The sequence below is a fragment of the Azospirillum baldaniorum genome (assembly GCF_003119195.2).
GTDB lineage: Bacteria > Pseudomonadota > Alphaproteobacteria > Azospirillales > Azospirillaceae > Azospirillum > Azospirillum baldaniorum.
Map to the genome: position 1 here is coordinate 22,149 of NZ_CP022262.1, position 24,974 is coordinate 47,122.

Here is a 24,974-nt window from a genome sequence, read left to right on the forward strand (position 1 = left end):
GGGATTGCCCGTTCATGCGCCCCGCGCCACCGTCACTTGTCCGGACTCCCATGACCACGCAAGAAACCCCGCCCGCCCCCTTTCCCCTGCTGCTGGCGGAGGTGACCAGCGTCCAGACCGTCGCCACCCTCTCGGTCCTGACCCTGGCGACGGTCGCCCCGCTGGCCGCAGCCTCGCTGGGCGTGGGGTCGGAGGCGGTCGGCTACCAGATCAGCGTCATCTACAGCGCCGCCGCCTTGGTGTCGGCCTTCGCAGGGCTGGTGGTCCGCCGCTGGGGCGCCGGGACGGTGGGCGTCCTGGCGCTGGCGCTGGGTCTGGTCGGTTGCCTGGGACTCGCCACCGGGTCCCTGTGGGTTGCGGCGCTGGCGTCGGTGCTGCTCGGCATCGGTTACGGGCTGGTGAACCCGTCCTCCTCCCACCTCTTGAACCGCTTCACCCCGCCGGCCCGGCGCAATCTGGTCTTCTCGCTGAAGCAGACCGGCGTGCCGCTGGCCGGCGTGCTGGCCGGGCTGACCCTGCCGGGAATCGGTGAAATCGCCGGCTGGCGCGGGGCGGCGCTGGCGGTGGCCGGCATGTTCGCGCTGCTGCTCGTCCTCTTCGCGCCGGGCCGCCGGGTGTGGGACGACGACCGCAGCCCCGGCCTGCCGATCCGCGGCAATCTGATGGAGGGGCCGCGGCTGGTCTGGCGGGTGCCGGCGCTGCGCGGCTTCGCCCTGATGGGCTTCTTCTTCTCGGCGATCCAGCTGTCGCTGATGGCCTTCACGGTGAACATGCTGGTGCACGATCTGCACTGGTCCATCGTGTCCGCCGGGCTGGCCGTGTCGGTGATGCAGGCAGCAGGGGCAGCGGCGCGCATCGGCTGGGGGCTGCTGGCCGACCGGCTGCGCTCCGGCGTGGCGGTGCTGGGCGGCATCGGCGTGCTGTCCGCCAGCGCCGCATTGGCCACCGCCGGCCTGGGGCCGAGCTGGCCGATACCCGCGGTGATCGGCGTGCTGACGGTGTTCGGCGTCGCCGCCATCGGCTGGAACGGCGTGTTCCTGGCGGAGGTGGCGCGGGTCGCGCCGAAGGGAACGGCCAGCACGGCGACGGGCGGTGCGCTGATGTTCACCTTCTCCGGCGTGGTCGTCGGGCCGGCGCTGTTCGCCACCCTGTTCAACACGGTTGGCAGCTACGGCGAGACCTTCGCCCTGATGATGGCCTTCCCGCTGGCCGGGGCGGCGGCCGTCCTGTTCTGGTCGCGCCGCAAAACTTGATGGCGGGGGTCATAGGCCCATCGCACAGAGTTGTCCGTACAATATTGTTGGCATCGCCTACTGTTTTCCCCTATGATCGTTCGGACAAGCGGGCCAGAAGCGTCCGAACGCAGCAATGGGAGGGAAGCCAATGTTCAATCCGTCACTCTTCAGGCCATTCTGGGCGAAGACGCTGCTGGTCGGCATGACCGTGGCCGGGCTGGCCGCCGGGACGCCGGGGCAGGCCCGCGCCCAGGCGGCACCGGTCGAGATGGTGATGACGGACGAGATCGCGACGTCCCACTGGACCGCCAAGATGATGGACGAGTATGCGGCCCTGATCGAGGAGCGCTCGAAGGGTCGCATCAAGCCGAAGGTCTTCCACTCCGGCACGCTCTACAAGGACAAGGACGCCGTCGCCGCCCTCGGGTCGGGCGCCGTGCACATGGTCTGGCCGGTCAGCGTGCAGCTTGAGAGCATCGCCCCGCAGTACGGCGTGGTGAACTTGCCCTTCGCCGTCACCGACGCGGCGATGTCCAAGCCGGAAACCGCGCAGGAGGTCTCCAAGCTGCTGTCCGGGCTGGTGTCTGACAAGGGCATCCGCGTCATGGGGCTGATGCGCACCGCCGACCTGATCTTCCTGTTCAAGGACAAGGAGGTCGACTCCGTCGGCGACCTGAAGGGCAGCAAGATCCGCCTGACCGGCGGCCGCGTCCTGCAGCTTCTGATGCGCGACTTCGGGGCCAGCCCGGTGTCGATGCCCGCCTCCGAAATGGCGGCGGCGCTGATGCAGGGGGCCATCGACGGCATCTACACCTCCGCCGGCGGCTGGGAGATGGTCGGCACCAACGCCGCCAAGGTCGCCTCGCTGATACCGGGCATGAGCCTGCTCACCTACTCCGTCCTGGTGGACGACAAGTGGATGAAGGGCCTGCCCGACGATCTGCGCCAGGTGGTGGAGACGACCACCAACGAGATCATCGCCAAGCAGTGGCAGCGCGCCATCGACGCCGACAAGAAGACCATGGACCAGATGATCGCCCAGGGCGGGCGTCTGGCCGTGGCTCCCGAGGCGGAGCAGGCGAAGTTCCGCGAGATCGCCAACAAGGTCAACCAGGACTATGTCCGGCGCTACCCTGAGGTCTGGAAGCAGTATCAGGCCATCGTCGGCAACAAGAGCTGAGGCGATCCCCCTCGCTTCACCTCGCGGTGCGGGCGGCGTTCCGAAAGGGGCGCCACCCGCACCGTTTTTTTTGCGCGCTCAGACCGACCGCATGAGGCCGCCGTCCACCCGGATGTTCTGCCCGGTGATGTAGCCGGCCCCGTCGGAGGCGAGGAAGGCGACGGTCGCCGCGATCTCCTCGCTCTTGCCGTAGCGGGCCATTGGCACGCCCTGGCGCCGCTCCTCGGTCGCCGGCAGGCTGTCGATCCAGCCGGGCAGCACGTTGTTCATCCGCACATTGTCGGCGGCGTACTGGTCGGCGAACAGCTTGGTGAAGGAGGCCAGCCCGGCCCGCGCGACGGCGGAGGTCGGGAACATCGGGCTCGGCTCGAAGGCCCAGGCGGTCGAGATGTTGATGATCGTCCCGCCCTTCTGCCCGACCATGACCGGGGTCACCAGCCGCACCGCCCGGACGACGTTCAGGAAATAGACCCCGATCCCCTTGTGCCAGTCCTCATCGGTCAGCTCCAGCAGGCCTTTTCGCGGGCCGTGGCCGGCGCTGTTCACCAGCGCGTCGATGCGCCCCCAGCGCTCCATCGTCCGGCTCACCAGACGCTCCAGATCCTCGGCGGACTGGTTCGAGCCGGTGACGCCGATCCCGCCCAGCTCCTCGGCCAGAGCCTCGCCCTTGCCGGAGGAGGACAGCACCGCGATCTTGAATCCGTCCGCCGCGAGGCGCCGCGCCGCCGCGGCCCCCATGCCGCTGCCGCCCGCGGTGATGATGGCAACCTTATCGCCCATGATACGTCATCCCTCTCCTGCCGGAACGGTTCGTCCGTTCCTTCTCCTCCTGTATCGCACCGGACGCAGGACGGGGCCAAGGGAAGCGTGCGCGTGCCTTCGGACGCCGACAAGGACGGCGCCGGATTCAGACCCGTCAGCGGGCGAGCAGGAAAGCCAGCGAGGCGATCGGAGCCGCCGTGACGAAGCCGACGGCGACGAAACGCTCGACCGGGCTCCAGGACGCCCAATCCCGCTGAAGCGAGGACAAGAACGACTTCATGATCCCTCACGGACCGGCTGATGTTGCAATGCATATAAGATACGGTTTCCGGAGGCGTTCGTGCCAGGGGCGTGGCTTCCGTATCGCGAAATATCGGGGGGTGATGCAGCGCCGCCACAGGCCGGAAAGCGGCACTCCGAAAGGGATTTGGCGGGACGGCGCCGTCAAAGGTTGCCCATCAGCCACAGGGACCGATGGGTGGACGGGTCAGGGTGACGCGTCGCCGCTCCCGCCGAACAGGGCGAGGATTTGCGCCGCCGCCAGCTCCGGCGGGATCGAGGCAATGCAATGCGCCTCCGCCGCCATGCAGCTTTCCGGTGGACAGGGCGCAAGCGCCGCCGCGGGCCGCAGCACCAGCGCCTGCGCGCACCAGGGGCGGAAGCGCTCCGGCGCGTGGAAATGGTTGGTGTCCCCGCCCTCCGGATGGCAGGAGAAGACGGCGACCGGCACGCCAACGGCGGCCCCGAGATGGGCCGGACCGGAATCCATGGCGATCAGCCCCGCCGTCCGCTCGATCACCGCCGCCGCCAGCCGCAGACCGGTCCGCCCGGTGAGGTCGGTGACCCGCCCCGGCAGGGCTACGGCGATCCGCTCCGCCGCCGCCCGCTCCAACTCCGTGCCGAGAACCGCCACCCGAGCGCCGAGCGCGATCGCCACCACGGCGACCACCGCCGCCAGCCGCTCCGGCGGGTATTCGCGGCGCGCGGCGGCGGCCCCCGGCGCCACGGCAATGATCCGGCCCCCCACCGCATCGGCCAGCAAGCGGGCCGCCGCCGCCCGGTCCTCCGCGGTCAGGTGCAGTTCCACCCCGTCGCCGTCCGGTTCACCGCCGGCGAAGCGCAGCAAAGCGAGGTTCTGCTCCACCTCGTGGCGTCCCGGCGGGGGCGTCAGCCGGTGGGTGTAGGCGCGGTCGAAGCCGGCGTTGCCCGACGCCTTCCAGGGCGTGACCGTCTCGGAGAATCCAACAACGGCACGGGCGCGGCTGTTCGCGGCGAGCGCCGTGGCGCCGTGGCGGTCGAAATCGTAGCGAGGGATCAGCGTCAGGTCGAAGCCGGCGCGGAACGCCTCCGCGAAGGCCGCCGCACCGCCCGGCGTGACGCCGCGCAGATCGATGCCGCCGCCCGGCTTCGGATGGGGAGCCACAACCGCGTCGACATGCGGGCAGGTCTCGGCGAGGTCCGCCACGGCGGGGCGCACCGCCAGCACGATGCGCGCCCGCGGCGCCGAGGCCCGCAGCCCGCGCAGGAAAGGCGTGGCGAGCACGAAGTCGCCCGCCTCGTCCAGCTTCACCACCAGGATGCGCCGGGCGGACGAAAGGTCGAAGACGGCGTCCGTCATGCCGCGCTCATGTCGATGCGGGCGGGCGGCAGACCGGCGCACCAGCGCCGCCACGCCATGCGGTATCCGGCCTCGACCGCCCGGACGTACCCCGTCTCGTCCATCAGGGGGGAGCGCGCCATCCGCTCGCGCAAGCCCGCGCGTTGCGCCTCCAGAAAGGCGCGGTCCGTGGCCAGCCGGACGGCGAGCGCCACGTAGTCGTCCTCACGCTCCACCACCAGCCCGCCCAACCCGACGCTGCCGAGCATGGTGGCGCCCCAGCGGGAGATCATCGCCTCCCCCGCGATCGACAGCACGGGCACCCCCATCCACAGCGCGTCGCAGGTCGTCGTGCCGCCGTTGGCGAAGACGGGGTCCAGCGCGCAGTCGAGCAGCCGATAATCCTCGTAGGGGTCCGGGGCGGTGCCGCGCAGCAGCAGCCGCGACTCCTCAACCCCATGGGCGGCGAAGGCGTCCAGCACCCGCCGCGCCACCCCGCCGCCGGACAGCCCCCGCCATTTCAGCATCAGCCGCGCCTCCGGCACCGCCGCCAGCACCCGGCCCCACAGAGCGAGCGTCGAGGCGTTCAGCTTCGTCAGGTTGTTGAAGGAGCCGAAGGTGAACACCCCCGCCGTCTCCACCGGCGGGCGAGCCGACGGTGTCGCGGCGGACTCCGCGGGGCGGTAGCACAGCACGCTTCCCGGCAGGCGGATCAGCGTCTCGGTGTGCAGGGCGTCGGCGCTCGCCGCGGCGAAGCGGTGGTCGGAGAACTGGTAGTCCATCGCCGTCAGGCCCGTCGTGTTCGGGTAGAGCGGCAGGCTGACCTGGACCGGCGCCGGGCGGCGGATGAACAGCGGCATGCGGTTGCGCGACATGTGCCCGCCGCAGTCCACCAGCACGTCGATGCCGTCCGCCCGGATCAGCCGCTCCAGTTCGCCGTCCGGCAGTGCCGCGACGGCGCGCCAATGGTCGGCCAGCGCGGCGAAGCGGGCGGTCGCAGCGTCCTTCGGAAGGTCGGCGTAATAGCAGGTCACCTCCACCGCCGACCGGTCGTGATGCTCGATCAGCGGCAGCAGGAAGTGATAGCCCGGCCCCGGGTAGCGCTGGAAATCCGGCGACAGGTAACCGACGCGCAGGCGGCGCTCCGGATCGCGATTCACCGCGTCGAAACGCGTGGCGGCGGGCGGCACCGGCATCACGGCGCGCTCGAACCGCCGGTGCTCATCGAACACCGCACCGAGGTCGGCCTCTTCGGCGAAGCACAGGCAGAACAGCAGGTTGGAGCGCACCTCCGCATCCCCCGGCGCGCGGTCCAGCGCAGCGCTCAGGGCGGCCACCGCCTCGCCATGGCGGCCGAGCGCCATCAGCGCGACGCCCAGATTGGAGCTGGCCAGCGCCTCCCGCTCCGCCGTGCGCAGGGTCAGCGCCCGCCGCAGCAGGGTGAGTGCGTCGTCGAAGGCGCCCGCGTCGATGGCGTGGGAGCCGAGGTTGGTCCAGCCGGCCGCCCCGTCGGGCTGCAAGGCCAGCGCCCGCCGGAACCACGCCCGCGCCTCCTCGGGACGCTTTGCCCGGTGCTGGACGGCCCCGGCGTTGAGGGCATGGCCGGCCTCCTCCGGGTCGGCGCGGACAGCGCGGCGGGCGGCCGCCGCGGCCTCCTCTTCCCGTCCCAAGGCCGACAGCGCCATGCCGAGCCCGGTCAGCGCCGTCGCGGAGTCCGGGGCCAGCGCCAGGGCGTGGCGGTAGCAACGCGGCGCCGCCGCGGGATGCCCCCGCTCCTGCCAGAGGTTGCCGAGCACCAGCAGGGCGTCGGGGGCCGGGGCCAACGCCGCCGCGCGCTCCAACCACGCCGCCCCCTCCCGCCAGGGTCCTGTCGCGGCCAGCGCCGCGCCCAGGATCTTCGCGCCTTCGCCGTGGCCCGGCTCCAGCGCCATCAGCCGGCGACCGGCCTCCGCCGCGCCCGACAGGTCGCCCAGCGCATGGCACAGGCCGGTCACCTGCTCCCGCGCCTGGACGAGCAGCGGCGCCAGAGCCACGGCGCGGCGGAAGGCGGCGAGGGCGTCGCGCGGGCGCCCGGCGTCGCGCAGCGCGGCGCCCTGGTTGTAGAGCGCCAGCACCTCGCCGGGGACGAGCGCCGACGCCCGCCCATACCAATCCGCCGCCGGACCGGGCCGCCCCAGATCGTACAGCGCGTCGGCCAGCGTGTTCACGGCCTCGCCATCTTCCGGCGCCACCGCCAGCAGGCGGCGGAAGGCCCGCGCCGCAGCCTCTGCCCGGCCCAGTTTGGCGTGGGCGGCGGCCTCCAGCCGGTGATGATCGAGGGTCAGCGGGTCGAGGCGGGCGGCGTGGCCGTAGGCATCCGCGGCCTCCGCCCAGCGCCCCACCGCCTCCAGCACGCGGCCCAGGTTGAGGCGGAAGACCGGCTGGCCGCCATCCTTCGCCACGGCCTTGCGGATCAGCACAATCCCCAATTCCGGATCGCCGGTCTGCGCCGTCAGCAGGCCCAGCAGATGCAGCGCGTCGCTCTGGTCCGGCATCTGGCGCAGCACCCGCTCGTAGAGGGGCCGCGCCTCCGCCAGCCGTCCGTTCTGGTGATGGACGACGGCCTGCGCCAGCGTCTCCTGGAGCGTGGTGGGGGAAGAATCGCGGCTGGCGCTCATGACGGTCCGTGTGTCTGGCCCACTGACGGGATTTGGGGGGACGGGATTGGGGGACAGGGCTTCAGGACGCGCAGTGTAGCGCGCCCACGCAGCCGCGGGTACGAATGCCTTGACGCCGCCGGGATCGACCGGCCGCAAATTTTCGCTCCCGACCGCGCAGGAGGTCCCAAGCGCCCGCGTATCACCACCAACAGGGTTCCTGGAGCCGGCCGGACGGCCCCGGATTCAGGCCAGGACCCGGGAAGGAGCAGAGGATGGCCGCGTGGCGGTGATCGACGAGGATGACGACGAATCGCTGATGGCCGAAACGGCCGTGGGGAACCGGGCGGCCTTCGACCGGCTGACCCGCCGTCACCTGCGCCGGAGCCTCGCGCTCGCCCACCGGGTGGTCGGCAACGCGAGCGACGCGGAGGAGGTCGTGCAGGACGCCTTCCTGCAGATCTGGACGCACGCCGATCGCTGGCGCGGCGACGGCACCCGCTTCTCCACGTGGCTTTACCGCATCGTCGTCAACCGCTCGATCGACTACCGACGCCGCAGGAGTTTCCAGCCGCTCGACGATGCGGTGGAGGTGGCCGACCCGGCCATCGGCGCCGACGGGCTGCTGGCGGAACGCCAACTCGGTGCGGCGGTCGACGCGGCGATCGCCGCCTTGCCGGATCGGCAGCGGGCGGCGCTCAGCCTGTGCTACTACCAGGAGATGAGCTGCGCGGAAGCATCGGAGGTTCTGCACGTTTCGGTCTCGGCCATGGAAAGCCTGCTGGTCCGGGCGCGGCGTATGGTCCGCACCCGTCTCAACTCCCTGATCCGTCAGAAGGACGGCGACGAGAAATGACACTCAAAGAGTTCAAGCGCTTCGCCGACCTTTACGGCGGCGACATCGACCGCTGGCCCGCGACGGACGGCGTCGATGCCCTGATCCTTCTCGAAAATTCCGCCGAGGCGCGCGCCATCCTGGCCGACGCCGCGGCGCTGGACGCCCTGCTCGACCGCGCCGCCCCGGCGCTGGACGAGGACAGCGTGCAGCGGGTGCTGAACGGCATCGCGGCAAGGCTGGACGCGCCGGTGGAGCCAGCCCCCGCCCCCTGGACCCTGTCGGCGCCGCCCATGCGCTTCTGGCCGACCGCCGGATTCCTCGCGATCATGGGGATGGCGGGTTTCCTCGCCGCCGCCCAGGGGGTTCTGCCGGTGCAGAACGCCCAGGCGAACGGTTACGCGGAGGTCGTGGTGAACAGCAGCTATCTGGGGGCGATCCGATGAGCCGTCCCGTCAGCGGTCCCGCCGCCCTCCGGCCATCGGGCCGTCATCCGGAAGCGGGGGCCGCCGCCCCGCGCCGCTGGCCCTGGTATCTGCTGGTCGGCTCGCTCGCCGTGAACATGCTGCTGGGCGGCATCCTGGCCGCGCAGGCGCTGCATCTCATGCCCCCTCCGCCCCCACCCGATCCCGGCCAGGGAATCGCGCGCTTCGTCGAGCGGGCCGAGCGCGCGCTGTCCCCCGGCGACGCGGCGGTCCTGCGGCGCGGGTACGAGGCGGAACGCACGTCGATCGAACGCATGCATCAGAACATGGAGGCCATGCGCCACCAGATTCGCGAGAGCATAAAAGCCCCCACCTTCGATCCGGAAGGGCTGCGGCGCGCCCTCGAACAGGCCCACGCGACGGAGGCCGAACTGCGTGGCCGGATGGACAGCCGCGTGATCGAGGTGCTCGGCCAATTGTCACCCGAGGGGCGCCGCAAGCTGATGGAAATGGGCCCACCCCGTTAAACGGTCTGTCCGCCCGGCGCCAGCCGGGCGGCGGCGTTGGCGGCGCCCATGGCGAGTGCCGCCTCGCGGGCGGTCAGGCCGCGGGCGTCCCGCGCGTTCGGGTCGGCGCCGCGGGCCAGCAGGAACTCCACCATCGCGACGCGGTCGAACATGGCGGCGGTCATCAGCGCCGTCCGCCCGTCCGGCCCGCAGCCGTCCACGGCGGCGCCCTCCTCCAGCAAAACCCGCAGCACCGCCTCGTCCCCCTTGAAGGCGGCGGCGGCCAGCGGCGTCTGCCCACGGTCGTTCGCCAGCTCCGGATCGGCGCCGTGGCGCATCAGGTTGCGGGCCAACTCGGCGTGACCGTGGTAGCTGGCCAGCATCAGCAGGCTGTCGCCCTTGTCGTTGCGCAGGTTGGCCGGCAGTCCCATCTCGAGCAATTCGGTCAGCTCGGCGGTGCCGCCCGACCGCGCCCAGTGGAACAGCTTCCCGGCGAAGGCGATGGTATCCTCATCGAGTTCCCTGCGCGGCTCCCGTTGCGGCTCCCCCTGCGCTCCCATGGCGGCGCTCCCCCGGTCGAGATTTCGGCTCAAACCGGGGAAACAACCGCCGCAGCGCTTTGTTGCGCCATCTCGCCCCGCGCCTCCTCCTGCAGCCAGCCGCGGAAGGCGGCGACGGCCGGGCGGTCCTGCATCCCCTCCGGGCAGACGAACCAGTAGCTGCCGGACGACGCCTCGATCTCCGGGAAGGGCAGGACGAGCCGCCCCGCCGCCACATCTTCGGCGCACAGCATGCGGTCGGCGACGGTGGCGCCCATCCCGGCGGCGGCGGCCTGCATCGCCGGGTCCATGGCGTCGAACACCGCGCCCTGCCGCAGCGCCTCGAAGAAGGGCAGCCCCGCCGCGGCCAGCCAAGCCCGCCAGTCCTGCCCCTCCGAACAGCCGTGCAGCAGCGGGATGGCGCCGAGGTCCATCGGCACCCGCAACCGCTCCGCCAGGGCCGGCGGGCAGACGACGGTCAGCCGCTCCGGCAGCACCTCCACGGCGGAGAAGCCCGTCGGCACCTCCCGGCAATAGGGGATGGCGGCGTCGAACTCCTGCGGGTCGAACTCCAGCCCGCTGCTCCAGGCCACGGTCACCCGCACCTGCACGTCGGGGTGGCGCGCCTGGAAGCGGACCAGCCGCGGCATCAGCCAGCGGATGCCGAAGGAGAAGGCCACCCTGATCCGCAAATCCCGCCCCCGCGCCGCCAGCCGCGCCGCCGTGCCGGCAATGCGGTCGAAGGACTCCGACAGCACCGGCAGCAGGGCGCGCCCGTCGTCGGTCAGTTCGACCCGGCGGGTCAGCCGCCGGAACAGCGGCACGCCCAGCCACTCCTCCAGCCCCATGATCTGCCGGCTGACCGCGCCCTGGGTCACGCACAGCTCATCCGCCGCCTTCGAGAAGCTCTCGTGGCGCGCCGCCGCCTCGAAGGCGCGCAGGGCGTGAAGGGGCGGCAGGGCACGCCGCATCGGATGCTCCATGGATGACTTTCGCTCATCCATCTTATGAGAAAGCATGGTTTGTCGTCCACGCTCCGACGGGCGATTTTCCGGCTTCGAGGAATGACCGACCGGCGGGAGGGCCGCATGACGAGCATGAGCGGAACGCACGACAAGCGGAGCAGCGGGACGACCGCCGGCCCCACCGCCGACTCCTGGCTCGGCCGCCTGAACGGCTGGCGGGAGCGGCGGGCGCTGCGCCGTGCCCTGGCCCGCATGGACGCGCATCTCTGGGCCGACCTCGGCTTCGACGAGGCGGCGGCTCGCGAGGAGATGGACAAGCCCTTCTGGAAAGGATGAGCGGGCCGACGGATCAGGGCGGCCGGTAGGCGCTGCCGTCCTCGGCGCGGGCGGGCGCGTCGACATAGGTCCCGTGGTCCGGCACGGCGATCCGGTCGAAATCGCGGGCAAGCTCATGGAGCGCCGTCCGCATGCCGCTGCCACGCATGGCGGGACCGTGGCCGGTGACAACAAGGTCGGGCTCCAACCCCGCCAACAGAACCACCGAGTCCCGCGCCTTCTGCCAATCCGTCGTGTAGTACATGGGCGGACCGTGCATCTCCGGGTCCTGGACGGCCACGGCGTAGGCGGATTCCTGGCGCGTCGTGATGAAGGCGTCGCCCGCGATGAGGCTGCGGTCCGCCGCGCGCCAGAAGGAGACGTGCCCCGGGCTGTGCCCCGGCGTCGCGAGCCAGCGCCATCCCGGCATACCCGGCACACTGCCGTCTTCCGGAAGGCGGCGCAGCCGGCCGCCCACATTCACCGGTCCGCGGGGGTAGAGCGGCGCCATCAGGGACATCAGGCCGCCGCCGACCGATGGATCGGGCGGCGGATAGGACGCGCTGCCGTCGAGATAGGGATGCTCCAGCCCGTGGGCGTAGACCGGCGCGTCCCAGCGCTCGGCCAATTCCTCAAGGGCGCCGACATGGTCGAAATGCCCGTGGGTCATCACGATGGCCGCGGGTCGCGAGTCCGGCCCGAACCGCTCCGCCGCCGCCTTGGCGATGAGACCCGCCGTGCCCATCACGCCGGCGTCGATCAGCACCCATTGTCGGTCGCTGTTGGGCCGGTCGCTGCCGGTCCGATCGCCGGCCCCCGGCGCGCCGACGAAGACCACGTTGACGATGGCGAGGCGCCGGTAGGCCAGATCGGGGGCGATCTCGTGCGTGCCGTCGTCGCGCGCCCGGTCCCGCTCCGGATCGTCGGCCCGCCCCGCGGAATCGAGAGGGATCTGCCGCGCCATGCGCCGTCCTCCGTGCTGCGATGGGTGAGGGTCGGCACCGCTCACCCTTCGTAGGCAAACTGAAAGTGCCGGCGATGGTTCCCCGACGCAGGGTGGTGGCGGCTACTCCATCGGCTGGTCGAGCGGGCGGCCCATCGCGCCACCCGCCGCAGCGCCCAGGGCGCAGCCCAGCGCCGCGGCCGGGCCGGTCGCCGGCAGGGCGGCCCCGCCGGTCGCCGCACCCGCCGCGACGGCGCCCGTCGCTCCCACCGCCCCGCCGGCCAGACAGCCGAGCGTCAGCCCCGCCACCGTATGCCGGTTCTGGTACAGCAGGGCGCCGCCGAGGATGATCGCGCGCTCCGCCCCGTCGCGCAGCCCGCCCGCGCTGTCGGACAGCCAGCCACGCCATTCCGCCCGCCCCTCCGATGTTGGCGACGCGGCCTGGGCCGCCGGTGCGGCCATAAGCACCAGCGAGGCGAGGCCCGCCGCAACGAGGGTTCGGCCCGTCCTGTGTCGCATGGGAAGCTCCTTTTTCCAGGCCGTGAGGATAAGCCATCGCGGCCGGCACGCCGTCCCGAAAGCAGGGATGAGCGACCGCCGACCGGGCTACCCCCTTCGCGTCCGGCCTGTAGTAGATACTTACTGCCACACAAACAATCCGACTCACTAACATTCACGCTGGAGCCACCAACCGGAACGGAGCCAGCCCCCATGGCCAAGGCCATCCACATGATGATCCGGGTCCTCGACGAAGAGCGGTCGCGGGACTTCTACGCGCGCGCGTTCGGCCTGGAATGCGCCGACCGCTACGCCTTCGACGGCTTCACCCTGGTCTATCTGCGCAACGCCGAAAACGACTTCGAGATCGAGCTGACCATCAACCACGGCCGCAGCGAACCCTACGCCCACGGCGACGGCTACGGCCACTTGGCCGTCTGCGTCGAGGATCTGGACGGGGAACACCGGCGCTTCACCGCGCTCGGCTACGGCCCCAACCCGATCAAGGAGTTCGCGCGGGACGGCGCGCTGATGGCCCGCTTCTTTTTCGTCCAGGACCCCGACGGCTACAAGATCGAGGTCCTCCAGCGCCACGGCCGCTACCGCTGACACCAGGCGCGTGCGGCACTCAAAGCAAAAATCACAAATGGTCTTGGGAGGAAGCGATGCGTTCTCCGACGAGCACAACAGCAAAACCCGCCCCCAATCACACCATGCACCGGCGCGCCTTCCTGGCGGCCTCGGCCACCGCTGCCGCGGCGACGGCCATCCTGGTGTCGGGCGGGGCGATCCTCTGCCCGCGCGAGGCCTGGGGGTATGAAACCAAGGCGCTGGCGCCCGACACCATGCGCTCGCTGATCCGGGTGTCGCGGGACATCTACCCGCACGACCGGCTGGCCGACCGCTTCTACGCCGTCGCCATGAAGGCGCAGGACGAGAAGGCGGCCGCCGACGCCGCGCTCAAGGATCTGTACGAGTCCGGCATGGCGAAGCTCGACCGGCTGGCCAAGGCCAAGCACGACGCGCCCTACGCGGAGGTCGGCTGGGAGGCCGACCGGGTCCGGCTGCTGCACGAGATCGAGGCCGATCCCTTCTTCCAGACGGTGCGCGGCGGGCTGGTGACCGGGATCTACAACAACCAGGAGGTCTGGCCGCTCTTCGGCTACGAGGGCGAGAGCGCGGCCAAGGGCGGCTACATCGACCGCGGATTCAACGACATCGAGTGGCTCTGACCACCGTCCCAGGAAGGATGTTTCAGCCATGGCAGCGAAATTCGACCTGAACGACGACAGCGTCGTGGTGATCGTGGGGTCCGGGGCCGGCGGCGGCACACTGGGCACCCAACTGGCGCTGAAGGGCATCAAGACGGTGATCCTCGAAGCCGGCGGGCGCCACAACATGGAGGATTTCCAGAACGACGAATGGGCCAGCTTCGCCCAGATATCCTGGCTCGACCCGCGCACCACATCGGGAAGCTGGCGGGTGTCGCGCGACTTCCCCGGCCTGCCGGCCTGGATCGTCAAGGCGGTGGGCGGCTCCACCGTGCACTGGGCGGGTGCGGCGCTGCGCTTCCAGCCGCACGAGTTCAAGACGCGCACCGCCTACGGCGAGGTCGCCGGAGCCAACCTGCTGGACTGGCCGATCACCCTGGAGGAGCTGGAGCCCTGGTACGCCAAGGCGGAGGACCGCATGGGCGTCACCCGTACCAACGGCATCCCCGGCCTGCCCGGCAACAACAACTTCAAGGTCCTGAAGGCCGGCGCCGACAAGATGGGCTACACGGAGTGCCACACCGGCAACATGGCCATCAACTCGGAGCCCCGCGACGGGCGCGGGGGGTGCCAGCAGATCGGCTTCTGTTTCCAGGGCTGCAAGTCCGGGGCGAAATGGTCGACCCTGATCGCCGAGATCCCCAAGGGCGAGGAGACCGGCAAGCTGGAGGTCCGCGCCAACGCCCAGGTGCTGAAGATCGAGCATGACGCCAAGGGCAAGGTGACCGGCGTCGTCTACGCCGACAAGGACGGGGCGATCCAGCGCCAGAAGGCCCGCATCGTCGCGGTGGCCGGCAACTCCATCGAAAGCCCCCGCCTGCTGCTGAACTCCGCGTCCTCGATGTTCCCGGACGGTCTCGCCAACTCCTCCGGACAGGTGGGGCGGAACTACATGCGGCACATGACCGGCTCGGTCTACGGCGTGTTCGAGAAGCCGGTGCGCATGTACCGCGGCACCACCATGGCCGGCATCATCCGCGACGAGGCGAAGAACAAGCCCGACCGCGGTTTCGTCGGCGGCTACGAGATGGAGACCCTGTCGCTCGGCCTGCCCTTCATGGCCGCCTTCCTCGACCCCGGCGCCTGGGGGCGGGAATTCACCTCGGCGCTCGACGGCTACGACCATATGGCCGGCATGTGGCTGGTCGGCGAGGACATGCCGCAGGAAAGCAACCGCATCACCCTGCACGCCGACAAGAAGGACAAGCACGGGATGCCCGTCCCCAACGTCCATTTCGACGACCACCCCAACGACGTCGCCATGCGCCAGCACGCCTACCGGCAGGGCATGGCGCTGTATGAGTCGGTGGGGGCGACCCGCAGCTTCCCGACGCCGCCCTACCCGTCCACCCACAATCTGGGCACCAACCGGATGAGCGAGAAGGCGCGCGACGGCGTGGTGAACAAGTGGGGTCAGACCCACGACGTGGCGAACCTGTTCGTCTCCGACGGCTCGCAGTTCACCACCGGCGGGGCCGAAAATCCCACCCTGACCATCGTCGCGCTGGCGCTGCGGCAAGCCGACTACATCGCCGGCCAAATGGCCAAGAACGCGATCTGATCGCTGTTCTGTCCCATTATTCGGGACGCTTCGCGGATTACAGCCCCTCTCTTCCGGACGGAGGAGGGGGCACTCTTTTGCGCTCAGGCCGTCTCGCGTTCTTTTTCCGGGGCGGGAAACGAGGCCGCAATTCCCACCGGAAGGATGGCGGCGGCCACCGCGGCGAAATCGGTGCGCGCCTCTCGTTCCAGTTCTTCCACGCAGGGGCGGTGGCCCTTCACTTCCTGGGCGTAGGTCAGGCAGGCGCAGCGCAGCAGGCCGGCGAAATTGCGACGCTCCACCCCGCGGGCCAAGACTTCATCGTGCAACTTTGACAAGAAGCGACCCAGCGAGACGCCCTGCATCGCCGCGATTTCCTCCAACGCACCCCAGAAGGCCGCTTCCAGACAGACGCTCGTCGAATGACCGCTGAGGCGGACCCGCCGGGTTACCATGCGGAAGCGCTCCGGGTCCTGACCGGCAAAAATTCGGCACATCCCTCGTCTCCTTCCAAACTTCCCCGACTTCTTGAATGCACTATGAACGGAAAATCCGTAATGCGCATTAGTTTCCGAAAGACGGAACCCGCCCAGGTCGAGTGAAGAGAGAGAAACATCACCGAATCCGCGCGCATCGAAAAGCACTGGAGACGCACAGTCTTCCCCGGATACCACCCCCGCCCGCTGAAATATGCGCTTACCTCAGCCAACCCGGCGCAAAAGAACGAGCGTTGAAAAATCGGGGAACCGTTTCCGCAGCGCATTTCTGTCACGGAACCCACCCCTGCCGACCACGTTATTGGTTTCCGGTTTTCGACGCCATTCCGCTGCGCCGCAAAAAATCCACTGTATTCGTGGCGAATTCCCCGGCGGCAACCCGACGACACGTCATTGAAGAGAGGATGGAAACATGAGTTGGGCCGGCCAACACCAGTTCCCAATCGGCAGAAACCGAAAAAGAACACGTCCGACCGCCGACTCTCCACACTCCGATTTCACCACCCAGCCCTCGCAGACCCTGATCTGCTTCTCGCACCTGCGCTGGAGCTTCGTTTATCAGCGTCCACAACATCTTATGTCGCGATTCGCGCGTGACCACCGCGTGCTGTTCGTCGAGGAGCCGATCCACAACGACACGCCCGAGCCCTGGCTGGACGTGCGCGAGGATGAGGGCGTCCTCGTCCTGGTGCCCCGCCTGCCCGCCGGCATGGACGGCGAGGCAGCCGTCACCGCCCAGCGCCAGCTGCTCGACCACTATCTGGCCGAGGAGGGGGTGACCGATCCGATCCTCTGGTACTACACGCCGATGAGCCTCGGCCTGTCCGGCCATCTGCGCGGGGCGCTGGTGGTCTACGACTGCATGGACGAGCTGTCGGCCTTCCACGGCGCTCCGCCGGAGCTGGTCGAGCGCGAGCGCCAATTGATGGCGCGGGCCGACGTGGTGTTCACCGGCGGCGTCAGCCTCTACGAGGCCAAGCGCACCCTGCACCCCAACGCCCACGCCTTCCCCAGCAGCGTCGACGTCGCCCATTTCGCCGCCGCCCGCGGCATCGTCGAGGAGCCCGCCGATCAGGCGGCCATCCCGCACCCGCGGCTCGGCTTCTACGGCGTCATCGACGAGCGGCTGGACATCGCCCTGCTCGACGCCGCCGCCACGGCCCGGCCCGACTGGCAGTTCGTCCTGGTCGGCCCGGTGGTGAAAATCGACCCGGCCGACCTGCCCCACCGTCCGAACATCCACTATCTCGGCCCGAAGAGCTACGATGACCTGCCGCATTATCTGGCGGGCTGGGACGTCGCCCTGATGCCCTTCGCGCGCAACGAATCCACCCGCTTCATCAGCCCGACCAAGACGCCGGAATATCTGGCCGCCGGGCGCCCGGTCGTCTCCACCTCGATCACCGACGTGGTGCGCGGCTATGGCGACAGTGGCGTCGTGCGCATCGCCGACGCGCCGGAGGATTTCGTCGCCGCCGTCTCGGCCGCCCTGGCCGACGCCGCCGACCCGGAACGGCTGCGCGCCACCGCCGACCATGTCCTGCGCGACATGTCCTGGGACAAGACCCAGGGCCGCATGAAGACGCTGATGGAGCAGGCCCGCCAGCGCGGACGCGCCGCGCCGCCCGCCCATCGCCCGGCGCCGGCGATCCACCCGGCCAAGCACGTCAACGGGCGCGCCGCCGGCCGCCGCTCAGGCTTCGACTATCTGATCGTCGGGGCGGGCTTCGCCGGCAGCGTGCTGGCGGAACGTCTGGCGGCGGGGCTGGACAAGCGCGTCCTGCTGATCGACCGGCGCCCGCACATCGGCGGCAACGCCTACGATCACTACGACGACGCGGGCGTGCTGATCCACCGCTACGGCCCGCACATCTTCCACACCAACGCCAAGCCGGTCGCCGATTACCTGTCCCGATTCACCAAGTGGCGGCCCTACGAGCACCGCGTCCTGGCGCGGGTGGACGAGCGGCTCGTCCCCATTCCGATCAACCGGACGACGGTCAACCAACTGTATGGCTTGGACCTCGACGAGGCCGGCGTGGCGGAGTTCCTCAAGAGCCGCGCGGAACCGGTGGCCGACGTCCGCACCTCGGAGGACGTGGTGGTTGGCGCCGTGGGGCGGGAGCTGTACGAAAAGTTCTTCCGCGGCTACACCCGCAAGCAGTGGGGCCTCGACCCGTCGCAGCTCGACAAGGCGGTGACGGCGCGGGTGCCGACGCGGACCAACGACGACGACCGCTATTTCGGCGACAGCTTCCAGGCGATGCCGCTGAACGGCTTCACGCGGATGTTCGAGAACATGCTCGACCACCCGAACATCAAGGTGATGCTGAACACCGATTTCGACGACGTGCGCGACGAGATCGCCTACGACCGCATCGTCTTCACCGGCCCGATCGACGAGTATTTCGGCCACCGCTTCGGCAAGCTGCCCTACCGCTCCCTGACCTTCCGGCACGAGACGGTCGACCGGGAGTGGTTCCAGCCGGTCGCCGTGGTGAACGAGCCGTCGGAGGCGGTGCCCTACACCCGCGTCACCGAGTACAAGCACCTGACCGGGCAAAGCCACCCGAAGACCAGCATCACCTACGAGTATCCCTCCGCCCAGGGCGATCCCTACTACCCGATCCCCCGCCCGGAGAACCAGGAGCTGTTCCGCAAGTACCAGGCGCTGGCCGACAACACCCCGGACGTGATCTTCCTGGGCCGGCTCGGCACCTACCGCTACTACAACATGGACCAAGTGGTGGCGCAGGCGCTGGCGGTCTACGCCCGCCTGGAGAAGGAGGAGCAGCAGAGCCGCGGTCTCGCCGCCGCCGCACGGGCCTTCGGCTCGCTGGGCGCGGAGCGGGAGGTGCGGGTCGCGGGGATGGGGGATTAGGAGGAGCGCGCACACCCTTGCCCCCACCCTTTTCCCCCGCTGAGCGGGGAAGGGCGCTTTCTTATCCCCTCCCCTGCAAAGCGGGGGAGGGTTAGGGAGGGGGCAAGACTCCGCACACCCCGAACGCCCCAAAATCACAGAGCACCCCCATGCACATCCCCACCCTGTTCGACAGCGCCTTCCTCGGCGGCTTCGAATGCTCGACGCACCGGCGGCATGACGGGCGCCGGCTCGACCTGATCGCGGCGACCGGCCACGACCGGCTGGCCGCCGAGGACTATCGGCGCATGGCCGCCCACGGCCTGCGCAGCGTGCGCGACGGCGCGCGCTGGCACCTCATCGAAACCACGCCGGGCCACTACGACTGGTCCAGCCTGCTGCCCATGGTCCGGGCGGCGCGGGAGGCCGGGGTCCAGGTGATCTGGGACCTCTGCCATTACGGCTGGCCGGACGACATCGACATCTGGCGCCCCGCCTTCGTGGAGCGCTTCGCCCGTTTCGCCGGGGCCGCCGCAGCCCTGCTGCGCGACGAGGGCGTGGAGACGCCCGCCTATTGTCCGGTCAATGAAATCTCCTACTGGGCCTGGGCCGGCGGCGACATGAAGCGCTTCAACCCGATGGCCGAGCGCCGCGGGGCCGAACTCAAGCACCAGCTCGTCCGCGCCAGCATCGCGGCCATCGACGCGATCCGCGCCGCCGACCCGCGCGCCCGCATCGTCCAGGTCGATCCGGTCATCAACGTGCTGCCCCGCCCCGACCGCAGGGGCGACGCCGGGGCGGCGGAGGAGGCCCGGCTGGCCCAGTACGAGGCGTGGGACATGATCGGCGGCTACGCCTGGCCGGGGTTGGGCGGCAAGCCGGAGTATCTGGACGTGATCGGGGTCAACTACTACTCCGACAACCAATGGTTCCTGAAGGGCGGCACCATCGGACGCGACGACCCGCGCTACCGTCCCTTCGCCGACATCCTGGCCGAAGTGCACCAGCGCTACGGCCGTCCCGTCCTGGTGGCCGAGACCGGCGCCGAGGGCGATGCCCGCGCCCCCTGGCTCGACTATGTGACGGGGGAGGTGATCACGGCCTTGAAGGCCGATGTGCCGGTGGAGGGCGTCTGCCTCTACCCGATCCTCGACTATCCCGGCTGGGCCAACGACCGCCATTGCGAGACCGGCCTCTACGGCCTGTGCGACGAGGATGGCGGGCGTTGCCTGTATCAGCCGTTGGCCGCCGCCCTGGAACGCGCGCAGGCCCGCGTCGGTGCGCTGCTCGGCCAGCCGCAATCCGGCCGGCCGGAACTCCAGGCGGCTCAATGAGCGGTTTCGACACGGACACCATTCCGGACCGTCCCGGCCGCTTCCTGCTGCGCTACATCCGGCGGCGGCCCTGGTCCTTCGGCGGGCTGTTCTCGGTGATCGTGGCGGCGGCGGGCTGCGCCGTCGCCGTGCAGTACGGGATGAAGCTGCTGATCGACGCCATGGCCTCCCCCGACCGGGCGGCGGCGGACGTCTGGACTCCGCTCGGCCTGTTCCTCGGCTTCATCGCGGCGGAGAACGTGCTGTGGCGGCTGGGCGGCTGGCTCGGCTGCCGGACGGTGCTGGCGACCGGCGTGGACATGCGGCTGGACCTGTTCCGCCATCTGACCGGCCACTCGATGCGCTACTTCTCGGAGCATCTGGCCGGGTCGCTCGGCAACCGCATCGCCGCCACCGAGAACGCCGCCACCACCATCTTCCGCACCCTGACCTGGAGCATCGTCCCGCCGGTCACCGACTTCCTGGGGGCGGTGCTGGTGCTGCTGACCATCCATTGGGGCATGGCGGTGGCGCTGGTGATGTTCGCCGTGGTGGTCGCCGTCGCCATCGTCGGGCTGGGGCTGCGCGGGCGGACGGTGCACCACGCCTTCGCCGAGCAGTCCGCCCGCACCAACGGCGAGCTGGTCGACGTGGTGTCCAACGTCTGGACGGTGAAGGCCTTCTCCGCCCGCGGGCGCGAACGCGAGCGCCTGCGGCAGGCCTTCACGGTGGAGGCCGGGGCGCACCGCCGGAGCTGGATGCATCTGGAGAAGACCCGCGTCGTCCATGACATTTGCCTGTGGGTGATGGCCGGATCGATGCTGCTGTGGGCCCTGCTGCTGTGGCGGGACGGCACGATCACCACCGGCGACGTTGTGATCGTCAGCGCCCTCACCTTCCGCATCCTGCACGGCTCCCGCGACCTCGCCTTCGCGCTGGTCACCGCCACCCAGCAGGTCAGCGCCATCGACGAGAGCCTGCGGGTGATCGCCCGCCCGCACGACGTGCTCGACCCCGTGCCGGCCGAGCCCGCCACGCCCGGCGGCGGCGCCATCGCCTTCGAGCGGGTCTCCTACCGCTATCCCGAAGGGCGCAAGGTGCTGGAGGACTTCAGCCTGACCATCCCGGCCGGGCAGAAGGTCGGGCTGGTCGGGCCGTCGGGGGCCGGCAAGTCCACCATCATCAGCCTGATCCAGCGGCTGGACGACGTGCAGCGCGGCGACATTCTCATCGACGGCCAGCCGCTGACCGCGCTCGCCCAGGACGACCTGCGCGCCAAGATCGCCGTGGTGCCCCAGGACATCGCGCTGTTCCACCGCCCGATCCTGGAGAACATCCGCTACGGCCGCCCCGACGCCAGCGACGAGGAGGTGTTCGAGGCCGCCCGCCACGCCTTCTGCGACGGCTTCATCCGGCAGTTGCCGGAAGGCTACGGCACGTTGGTCGGCGAGCGCGGCGTGCGGCTGTCGGGCGGGCAGCGGCAGCGGCTGGGCATCGCCCGCGCCTTCCTGAAGAACGCGCCGATCCTGATCCTCGACGAGGCGACCTCCGCCCTCGACACCCAGTCGGAGCAGGAAATCCAAGCGGCGCTGGCCGATCTGGCCCAGGGGCGGACGGTGGTCGCGGTGGCCCACCGCCTGTCCACCGTGTCGGCCTTTGACCGTGTGCTGGTTCTGGTGGACGGTCGCATCGCCGAGGACGGCCACCCCACGGAACTGCGGCGGCGCGGCGGCCTTTTCAACTCCCTGTGGCAACTCCAGGCGCAGGGCTTCGCGGCGGAGTAGTTGACGGCCTCCGCACCGTGGCGCGGAGGCCGCATCAGCCGGAACGGTTAGGGAAAACCGCCCTTCGACGAGCTATCTTTCCGGGCGTTGTGTGTTAAGACACCAGACGCAACCTCGCCTCGGCCCGAAAGCTCGATGAAAGCCACGACCGACGATAGCATCCTTGAAATTCAGGCCCTTATTCCGTGCAGAATCCACGGAGCCGGCGCATGACAGACCTGCCGGTGATTGGCGGGCCGGTGATTGGCGGGCCGGTGATTGGCGGGCCGGGAATTGGCGGCCCGGTGACCGGGGACGACCTGGATTTCCTGTCCGGCGGGGGCGAGATGGGAGAGCGGATGCGCTCCCACGACTGGTCGTCCACGGCGCTCGGCCCGCCGCAGGGCTGGCCGCAGAGCCTGCGCACCATCGTCAGCGTCGTCCTGTCCTCCCGGCAGGCGATGTTCGTGGCCTGGGGCCCGGAGCTGTCCTTCCTCTACAACGACGGCTACGTGCCGATCTTCGGAGCCAAGCATCCGGAGGCGCTGGGCCGTCCCTTCGCCGAGGTGTGGTGGGACATCTGGCCCCAGATCAAGCCGCTGGTCGACCGCACGCTGTCCGGCGAGGCGTCCTGGTACGAGGATCTGCTGATCCCGATGGAGCGCCGGGGCTTCCGCGAGGACGCCTGGTTCACCTTCTCCTACACGCCGGTGCGGGGCGAGGACGGGCGCATCCCCGGGATGTTCTGCGCCGCCATCGAGACGACCTCGCAGGTGCTCGCCGCCCGGCGCACCGACTTCCACCTGAAGCTGGAGGCCCGGCTGCGCCAGCTCTCCAACCCGTTCGCCGTGGCCGCGGCGGCGGAGGAGGCTCTGGGCCGTCATCTGGGGGTCAGCCGCGTCGGTTACGGCGTGGTGGACGAAACCGCCCGCTTCTTCACGACGGAGCGGAACTGGACCGACGGCAGCGTCGACCATCAGGCCGGCACCCATGACCTGCTGAGCTTCGGGCCGGAATTCCTGAACACGCTGCGCCTCGGCGGGACACTGACCATCCACGACACCGCGGCGGACCCGCGTTGCGCGGCGCCGGAGCAGCAAGCCGCCTTCGCGGCGCTGAACCTCGCCTCCACCGTCACCACCAGCCTGGTGAAGAACGGGCGGATGGTCGCCGCCCTCTACGTCCACGACCGGAAGCCCCGACGCTGGCACCCGGACGAGGTCCGTCTGGTGGAGGAGGTGGCGGAGCGCACATGGTCGGCGCTGGAGCGCGTCCAGGCGGAGGAGTCGCTGCACCGCGCCAACGCCCGGCTGGCCGCGGAGGGGGAGCAGATGCGCAACCTCTTCCGGCAGTCGCCCAACTTCATGTGCGTGCTGCGCGGCCCGGACCATGTGTTCGAACTGGCCAACGACTCCTACCGGCAACTGGTCGGCGACCGCCCCCTGATCGGCAAGCCGGTGCACGAGGCCATGCCGGAGGTCGCCGGGCAGGGCTTCTTCGAGCTGCTGGGCCGCGTGTACGACCGCGGGAAGCCCTTCGTCGGGCACGCCCTGCCGGTGCGCGTCGCCCGCCAGCCCGGCGCGCCGGTGGAGGAGCGCTTCATCACCTTCATCTACCAGCCGATCAAGGACGCCGACGGCCGGGTGACCGGGATCTTCTGCGAAGGCAGCGACGTCACCGAGGCCAAGCGGGCCGAGGACGCGTTGCGCGACCTGAACGCCACGCTGGAGCAGCGCGTCGCCGAACGCACCGCCGACCGCGACCGCATGTGGCGCCTGTCCACCGACGTCATGCTGGTGGCGCGCTTCGACGGCACCATCAACGCCGTCAATCCGGCCTGGACCAGCCTGCTGGGCTGGACGGAGGAGGAGTTGGCGGCGCGCAACTTCCTGGACTTCGTGCATCCGGACGATCTGGAGCGCACGCGGGCCGAAGCGGCGCGGCTGGGCGCCGGGCACACCACGCCGCGCTTCGAGAACCGCTACCGCCACAAGGACGGGCGTTATCTCTGGCTGTCCTGGGTCGCCGTGCCGGACGACCGCTTCATCCACGCCGTGGGCCGCGACATCACCGCCCAGAAGGAGGCCGACGCCACCCTGCGGCAGACCGAGGAGCAGCTTCGCCAAGCCCAGAAGATGGAGGCGGTCGGCCAGTTGACCGGCGGCGTGGCGCACGACTTCAACAACCTGCTCCAGGCGTTGGAAGGCTGCCTGTCAATGATCGGGCGCCGCACCGGGGAGCCGCAGGTCCACGCCCTGCTCGACGCCGGGCAGCAGGCGGTGGGGCGCGGGGCCAAGCTGGTGCAGCAGCTCATGGCCTTCGCCCGGCGCGACAGCCTGCGCCCGGAATCCATCGGCGTGCGCGACCGCGTGCTCGCCATGTCGGCCCTGCTGGAGCGGGCGCTGCGCGCCGACATCGCGCTGGACCTCCGCCTCGGCGACGATCTCTGGCCGGTCGAGGTCGACCCGACCCAGTTCGAGCTGGCGGTCATCAACCTCGCCGTCAACGCGCGCGACGCCATGCCGTCCGGCGGACGGCTGACGGTGGAAGCGGTCAACAGCGTGTTTTCCCCCGGCGATCCGCGGGGGGTGGAGGGCGAATTCCTGCACCTGTCGGTGTCGGACACCGGATGCGGCATGCCCGCCGCGGTGGCCGCCCGCGCCTTCGAGCCATTCTTCACGACCAAGGACCTCGGCAAGGGGACGGGGCTGGGGCTGGCCCAGGTCTACGGCCTCGCCCGGCAGGCCGGCGGCACCGCCTGGATCGACAGCGCGCCGGACCACGGCACGACGGTCCATCTGCTGCTTCGGCGCTCCGGCGTGGCTCCGGCGGTGGAGCCCGCCCTTCCCGCCGCCATCGTGCCGCCGTCGGTTGGCGCGCGGCGCCACGGCCGCGTCCTCGTGGTGGAGGACGATCCCATCGTCGCCATGACCGTCAGCACCGCGCTGGAGGACGCCGGGTTCGCCGTGCTGTCCGCCGCGAACGCCGAGGAGGCGCTGCCCCATCTGGCGGACGACGGGGTCGACGTGCTGCTGAGCGACGTGGTGATGCCCGGTGGCATGAGCGGCATCGACCTGGCCCGCGAAGCCCGCGAGCGGCGGCCTGGCCTGCCGGTCATCCTGGCGACCGGCTACAGCGAGGACATCGCCCGCGCCACCGGCATCCCGGTGCTGGCGAAGCCCTACCGGATCGACGATCTGGTCGGGCGGATCGACGCGATCCTGATGGGCGACGTCGAGGCCTATAAGATCAGGGAATAAAAAAGGCGGAGCCCCCAGGGGGACTCCGCCTTGG

General features: G+C 70.3%; 22 protein-coding genes. 13 read left to right on the forward strand and 9 right to left on the reverse strand.

Going from position 1 to position 24,974, the window contains the following annotated elements; genetic code table 11:
* The first annotated feature begins 50 nt into the window (after positions 1–50).
* Both Sp245p_RS31480 and dctP read left to right on the forward strand, forming a co-directional pair.
* The gene (locus tag Sp245p_RS31480) at positions 51–1,253 is read left to right on the forward strand and encodes an MFS transporter (RefSeq protein ID WP_165360029.1); all 1,203 of its coding nucleotides are present in this window, start codon (positions 51–53) and stop codon (positions 1,251–1,253) included.
* Positions 1,254–1,383: 130 nt separating this feature from the next.
* The gene (dctP, locus tag Sp245p_RS31485; protein ID WP_014200024.1) at positions 1,384–2,415 is read left to right on the forward strand and encodes a TRAP transporter substrate-binding protein DctP; all 1,032 of its coding nucleotides are present in this window, start codon (positions 1,384–1,386) and stop codon (positions 2,413–2,415) included.
* Positions 2,416–2,493: 78 nt separating this feature from the next.
* Here the strand turns inward: dctP and Sp245p_RS31490 are convergent, their stop codons facing one another.
* The 4 genes from Sp245p_RS31490 to Sp245p_RS31500 form a co-directional block, all read right to left on the reverse strand.
* Positions 2,494–3,195 (reverse strand): SDR family oxidoreductase, encoded by a 702-nt coding sequence (locus tag Sp245p_RS31490; protein WP_014200025.1) that lies wholly within the window; start codon positions 3,193–3,195, stop codon positions 2,494–2,496.
* Positions 3,196–3,331: 136 nt separating this feature from the next.
* Positions 3,332–3,457, reverse strand: coding sequence for a hypothetical protein (locus Sp245p_RS36395; protein ID WP_275042748.1), 126 nt, complete (start codon positions 3,455–3,457; stop codon positions 3,332–3,334).
* 207 nt (positions 3,458–3,664) lie between these two features.
* Complete coding sequence (locus tag Sp245p_RS31495) at positions 3,665–4,795, reverse strand: glycosyltransferase family 9 protein (RefSeq protein WP_014200026.1); 1,131 nt, start codon at positions 4,793–4,795, stop codon at positions 3,665–3,667.
* Entirely contained in the window at positions 4,792–7,431 is a 2,640-nt protein-coding gene (locus Sp245p_RS31500) for a tetratricopeptide repeat protein (protein ID WP_109139255.1), read from the reverse strand. Before Sp245p_RS31500 ends, Sp245p_RS31495 begins: the two co-directional genes overlap by 4 nt.
* A 109-nt stretch (positions 7,432–7,540) precedes the next feature.
* Here Sp245p_RS31500 and Sp245p_RS31505 point away from each other — a divergent pair, with 109 nt between their 5' ends.
* The 3 genes from Sp245p_RS31505 to Sp245p_RS31515 are packed head-to-tail and all read left to right on the forward strand — an operon-like array spanning position 7,541 to position 9,197.
* Entirely contained in the window at positions 7,541–8,266 is a 726-nt protein-coding gene (locus tag Sp245p_RS31505) for an RNA polymerase sigma factor (RefSeq protein WP_420867254.1), read from the forward strand.
* Positions 8,263–8,691, forward strand: coding sequence for a hypothetical protein (locus Sp245p_RS31510; RefSeq protein WP_014200030.1), 429 nt, complete (start codon positions 8,263–8,265; stop codon positions 8,689–8,691). The genes Sp245p_RS31505 and Sp245p_RS31510 overlap by 4 nt, the downstream gene beginning before the upstream one ends.
* The gene (locus Sp245p_RS31515; protein WP_109139256.1) at positions 8,688–9,197 is read left to right on the forward strand and encodes a periplasmic heavy metal sensor; all 510 of its coding nucleotides are present in this window, start codon (positions 8,688–8,690) and stop codon (positions 9,195–9,197) included. Before Sp245p_RS31510 ends, Sp245p_RS31515 begins: the two co-directional genes overlap by 4 nt.
* Here Sp245p_RS31515 and Sp245p_RS31520 read toward each other — a convergent pair.
* Complete coding sequence (locus Sp245p_RS31520; protein ID WP_014200032.1) at positions 9,194–9,736, reverse strand: ankyrin repeat domain-containing protein; 543 nt, start codon at positions 9,734–9,736, stop codon at positions 9,194–9,196. The genes Sp245p_RS31515 and Sp245p_RS31520 overlap by 4 nt on opposite strands.
* 29 nt (positions 9,737–9,765) lie before the next feature.
* Positions 9,766–10,686 (reverse strand): transcriptional regulator GcvA, encoded by a 921-nt coding sequence (gene gcvA, locus Sp245p_RS31525; RefSeq protein WP_014200033.1) that lies wholly within the window; start codon positions 10,684–10,686, stop codon positions 9,766–9,768.
* Between the two features lie 117 nt (positions 10,687–10,803).
* Between gcvA and Sp245p_RS35310 the strand changes: the two genes are divergently transcribed.
* On the forward strand, positions 10,804–11,016 hold the full coding sequence (locus Sp245p_RS35310) for a YjiS-like domain-containing protein (RefSeq protein ID WP_014200034.1): 213 nt from the start codon (positions 10,804–10,806) through the stop codon (positions 11,014–11,016).
* A gap of 13 nt (positions 11,017–11,029) precedes the next feature.
* On the opposite strand, the gene Sp245p_RS31530 is transcribed toward Sp245p_RS35310, so the two are convergent.
* Positions 11,030–11,959: an MBL fold metallo-hydrolase gene (locus tag Sp245p_RS31530; protein ID WP_014200035.1), complete on the reverse strand. Its 930-nt coding sequence runs from the start codon at positions 11,957–11,959 to the stop codon at positions 11,030–11,032.
* A gap of 102 nt (positions 11,960–12,061) precedes the next feature.
* Positions 12,062–12,457 carry a hypothetical protein gene (locus Sp245p_RS31535; RefSeq protein WP_129557288.1) on the reverse strand — a complete coding sequence of 132 codons (396 nt, stop codon included), beginning with the start codon at positions 12,455–12,457 and terminating at the stop codon, positions 12,062–12,064.
* 192 nt (positions 12,458–12,649) lie between these two features.
* On the opposite strand from Sp245p_RS31535, the gene Sp245p_RS31540 reads away from it, so the two are divergent.
* Genes Sp245p_RS31540 through Sp245p_RS31550 form a run of 3 tightly spaced genes read left to right on the forward strand, consistent with a single transcriptional unit; the run spans position 12,650 to position 15,268 of the window.
* Complete coding sequence (locus tag Sp245p_RS31540) at positions 12,650–13,045, forward strand: VOC family protein (protein ID WP_014200037.1); 396 nt, start codon at positions 12,650–12,652, stop codon at positions 13,043–13,045.
* Positions 13,046–13,101: 56 nt separating this feature from the next.
* Entirely contained in the window at positions 13,102–13,668 is a 567-nt protein-coding gene (locus Sp245p_RS31545; protein WP_211101810.1) for a Twin-arginine translocation pathway signal, read from the forward strand.
* A gap of 28 nt (positions 13,669–13,696) precedes the next feature.
* A complete protein-coding gene (locus tag Sp245p_RS31550; RefSeq protein ID WP_014200039.1) occupies positions 13,697–15,268 on the forward strand; it encodes a GMC family oxidoreductase in 1,572 nt (523 codons plus the stop codon).
* An 83-nt stretch (positions 15,269–15,351) separates the two neighbouring features.
* Here the strand turns inward: Sp245p_RS31550 and Sp245p_RS31555 are convergent, their stop codons facing one another.
* Positions 15,352–15,891, reverse strand: a complete 540-nt coding sequence (locus Sp245p_RS31555; RefSeq protein WP_244439555.1) for a ribbon-helix-helix domain-containing protein — start codon at positions 15,889–15,891, stop codon at positions 15,352–15,354.
* Between the two features lie 430 nt (positions 15,892–16,321).
* Here Sp245p_RS31555 and glf point away from each other — a divergent pair, with 430 nt between their 5' ends.
* The 4 genes from glf to Sp245p_RS31575 all read left to right on the forward strand — a co-directional run bounded on the left by glf (position 16,322) and on the right by Sp245p_RS31575 (position 24,940).
* On the forward strand, positions 16,322–18,625 hold the full coding sequence (gene glf, locus Sp245p_RS31560; RefSeq protein ID WP_014200043.1) for a UDP-galactopyranose mutase: 2,304 nt from the start codon (positions 16,322–16,324) through the stop codon (positions 18,623–18,625).
* A 149-nt stretch (positions 18,626–18,774) separates the two neighbouring features.
* Positions 18,775–19,938 (forward strand): glycoside hydrolase family 113 protein, encoded by a 1,164-nt coding sequence (locus Sp245p_RS31565; RefSeq protein ID WP_014200044.1) that lies wholly within the window; start codon positions 18,775–18,777, stop codon positions 19,936–19,938.
* The gene (locus Sp245p_RS31570; RefSeq protein WP_014200045.1) at positions 19,935–21,701 is read left to right on the forward strand and encodes an ABC transporter ATP-binding protein; all 1,767 of its coding nucleotides are present in this window, start codon (positions 19,935–19,937) and stop codon (positions 21,699–21,701) included. Before Sp245p_RS31565 ends, Sp245p_RS31570 begins: the two co-directional genes overlap by 4 nt.
* A gap of 209 nt (positions 21,702–21,910) precedes the next feature.
* Positions 21,911–24,940, forward strand: a complete 3,030-nt coding sequence (locus tag Sp245p_RS31575; protein ID WP_014200046.1) for a PAS domain-containing protein — start codon at positions 21,911–21,913, stop codon at positions 24,938–24,940.
* Positions 24,941–24,974 lie beyond the last annotated feature (34 nt).

Coding starts and splice junctions, on each gene's coding strand:
- Sp245p_RS31480 (WP_165360029.1), top strand. CDS start 51: ATGACCACGCAAGAAACCCCGCCCGCCCCCTTTCCCCTGCTGCTGGCG.
- dctP (WP_014200024.1), top strand. CDS start 1,384: ATGTTCAATCCGTCACTCTTCAGGCCATTCTGGGCGAAGACGCTGCTG.
- Sp245p_RS31490 (WP_014200025.1), bottom strand. CDS start 3,195: ATGGGCGATAAGGTTGCCATCATCACCGCGGGCGGCAGCGGCATGGGG.
- Sp245p_RS36395 (WP_275042748.1), bottom strand. CDS start 3,457: ATGAAGTCGTTCTTGTCCTCGCTTCAGCGGGATTGGGCGTCCTGGAGC.
- Sp245p_RS31495 (WP_014200026.1), bottom strand. CDS start 4,795: ATGACGGACGCCGTCTTCGACCTTTCGTCCGCCCGGCGCATCCTGGTG.
- Sp245p_RS31500 (WP_109139255.1), bottom strand. CDS start 7,431: ATGAGCGCCAGCCGCGATTCTTCCCCCACCACGCTCCAGGAGACGCTG.
- Sp245p_RS31510 (WP_014200030.1), top strand. CDS start 8,263: ATGACACTCAAAGAGTTCAAGCGCTTCGCCGACCTTTACGGCGGCGAC.
- Sp245p_RS31515 (WP_109139256.1), top strand. CDS start 8,688: ATGAGCCGTCCCGTCAGCGGTCCCGCCGCCCTCCGGCCATCGGGCCGT.
- Sp245p_RS31520 (WP_014200032.1), bottom strand. CDS start 9,736: ATGGGAGCGCAGGGGGAGCCGCAACGGGAGCCGCGCAGGGAACTCGAT.
- gcvA (WP_014200033.1), bottom strand. CDS start 10,686: ATGCGGCGTGCCCTGCCGCCCCTTCACGCCCTGCGCGCCTTCGAGGCG.
- Sp245p_RS35310 (WP_014200034.1), top strand. CDS start 10,804: ATGACGAGCATGAGCGGAACGCACGACAAGCGGAGCAGCGGGACGACC.
- Sp245p_RS31530 (WP_014200035.1), bottom strand. CDS start 11,959: ATGGCGCGGCAGATCCCTCTCGATTCCGCGGGGCGGGCCGACGATCCG.
- Sp245p_RS31535 (WP_129557288.1), bottom strand. CDS start 12,457: ATGCGACACAGGACGGGCCGAACCCTCGTTGCGGCGGGCCTCGCCTCG.
- Sp245p_RS31540 (WP_014200037.1), top strand. CDS start 12,650: ATGGCCAAGGCCATCCACATGATGATCCGGGTCCTCGACGAAGAGCGG.
- Sp245p_RS31545 (WP_211101810.1), top strand. CDS start 13,102: ATGCGTTCTCCGACGAGCACAACAGCAAAACCCGCCCCCAATCACACC.
- Sp245p_RS31550 (WP_014200039.1), top strand. CDS start 13,697: ATGGCAGCGAAATTCGACCTGAACGACGACAGCGTCGTGGTGATCGTG.
- glf (WP_014200043.1), top strand. CDS start 16,322: ATGTCGCGATTCGCGCGTGACCACCGCGTGCTGTTCGTCGAGGAGCCG.
- Sp245p_RS31565 (WP_014200044.1), top strand. CDS start 18,775: ATGCACATCCCCACCCTGTTCGACAGCGCCTTCCTCGGCGGCTTCGAA.
- Sp245p_RS31570 (WP_014200045.1), top strand. CDS start 19,935: ATGAGCGGTTTCGACACGGACACCATTCCGGACCGTCCCGGCCGCTTC.
- Sp245p_RS31575 (WP_014200046.1), top strand. CDS start 21,911: ATGACAGACCTGCCGGTGATTGGCGGGCCGGTGATTGGCGGGCCGGTG.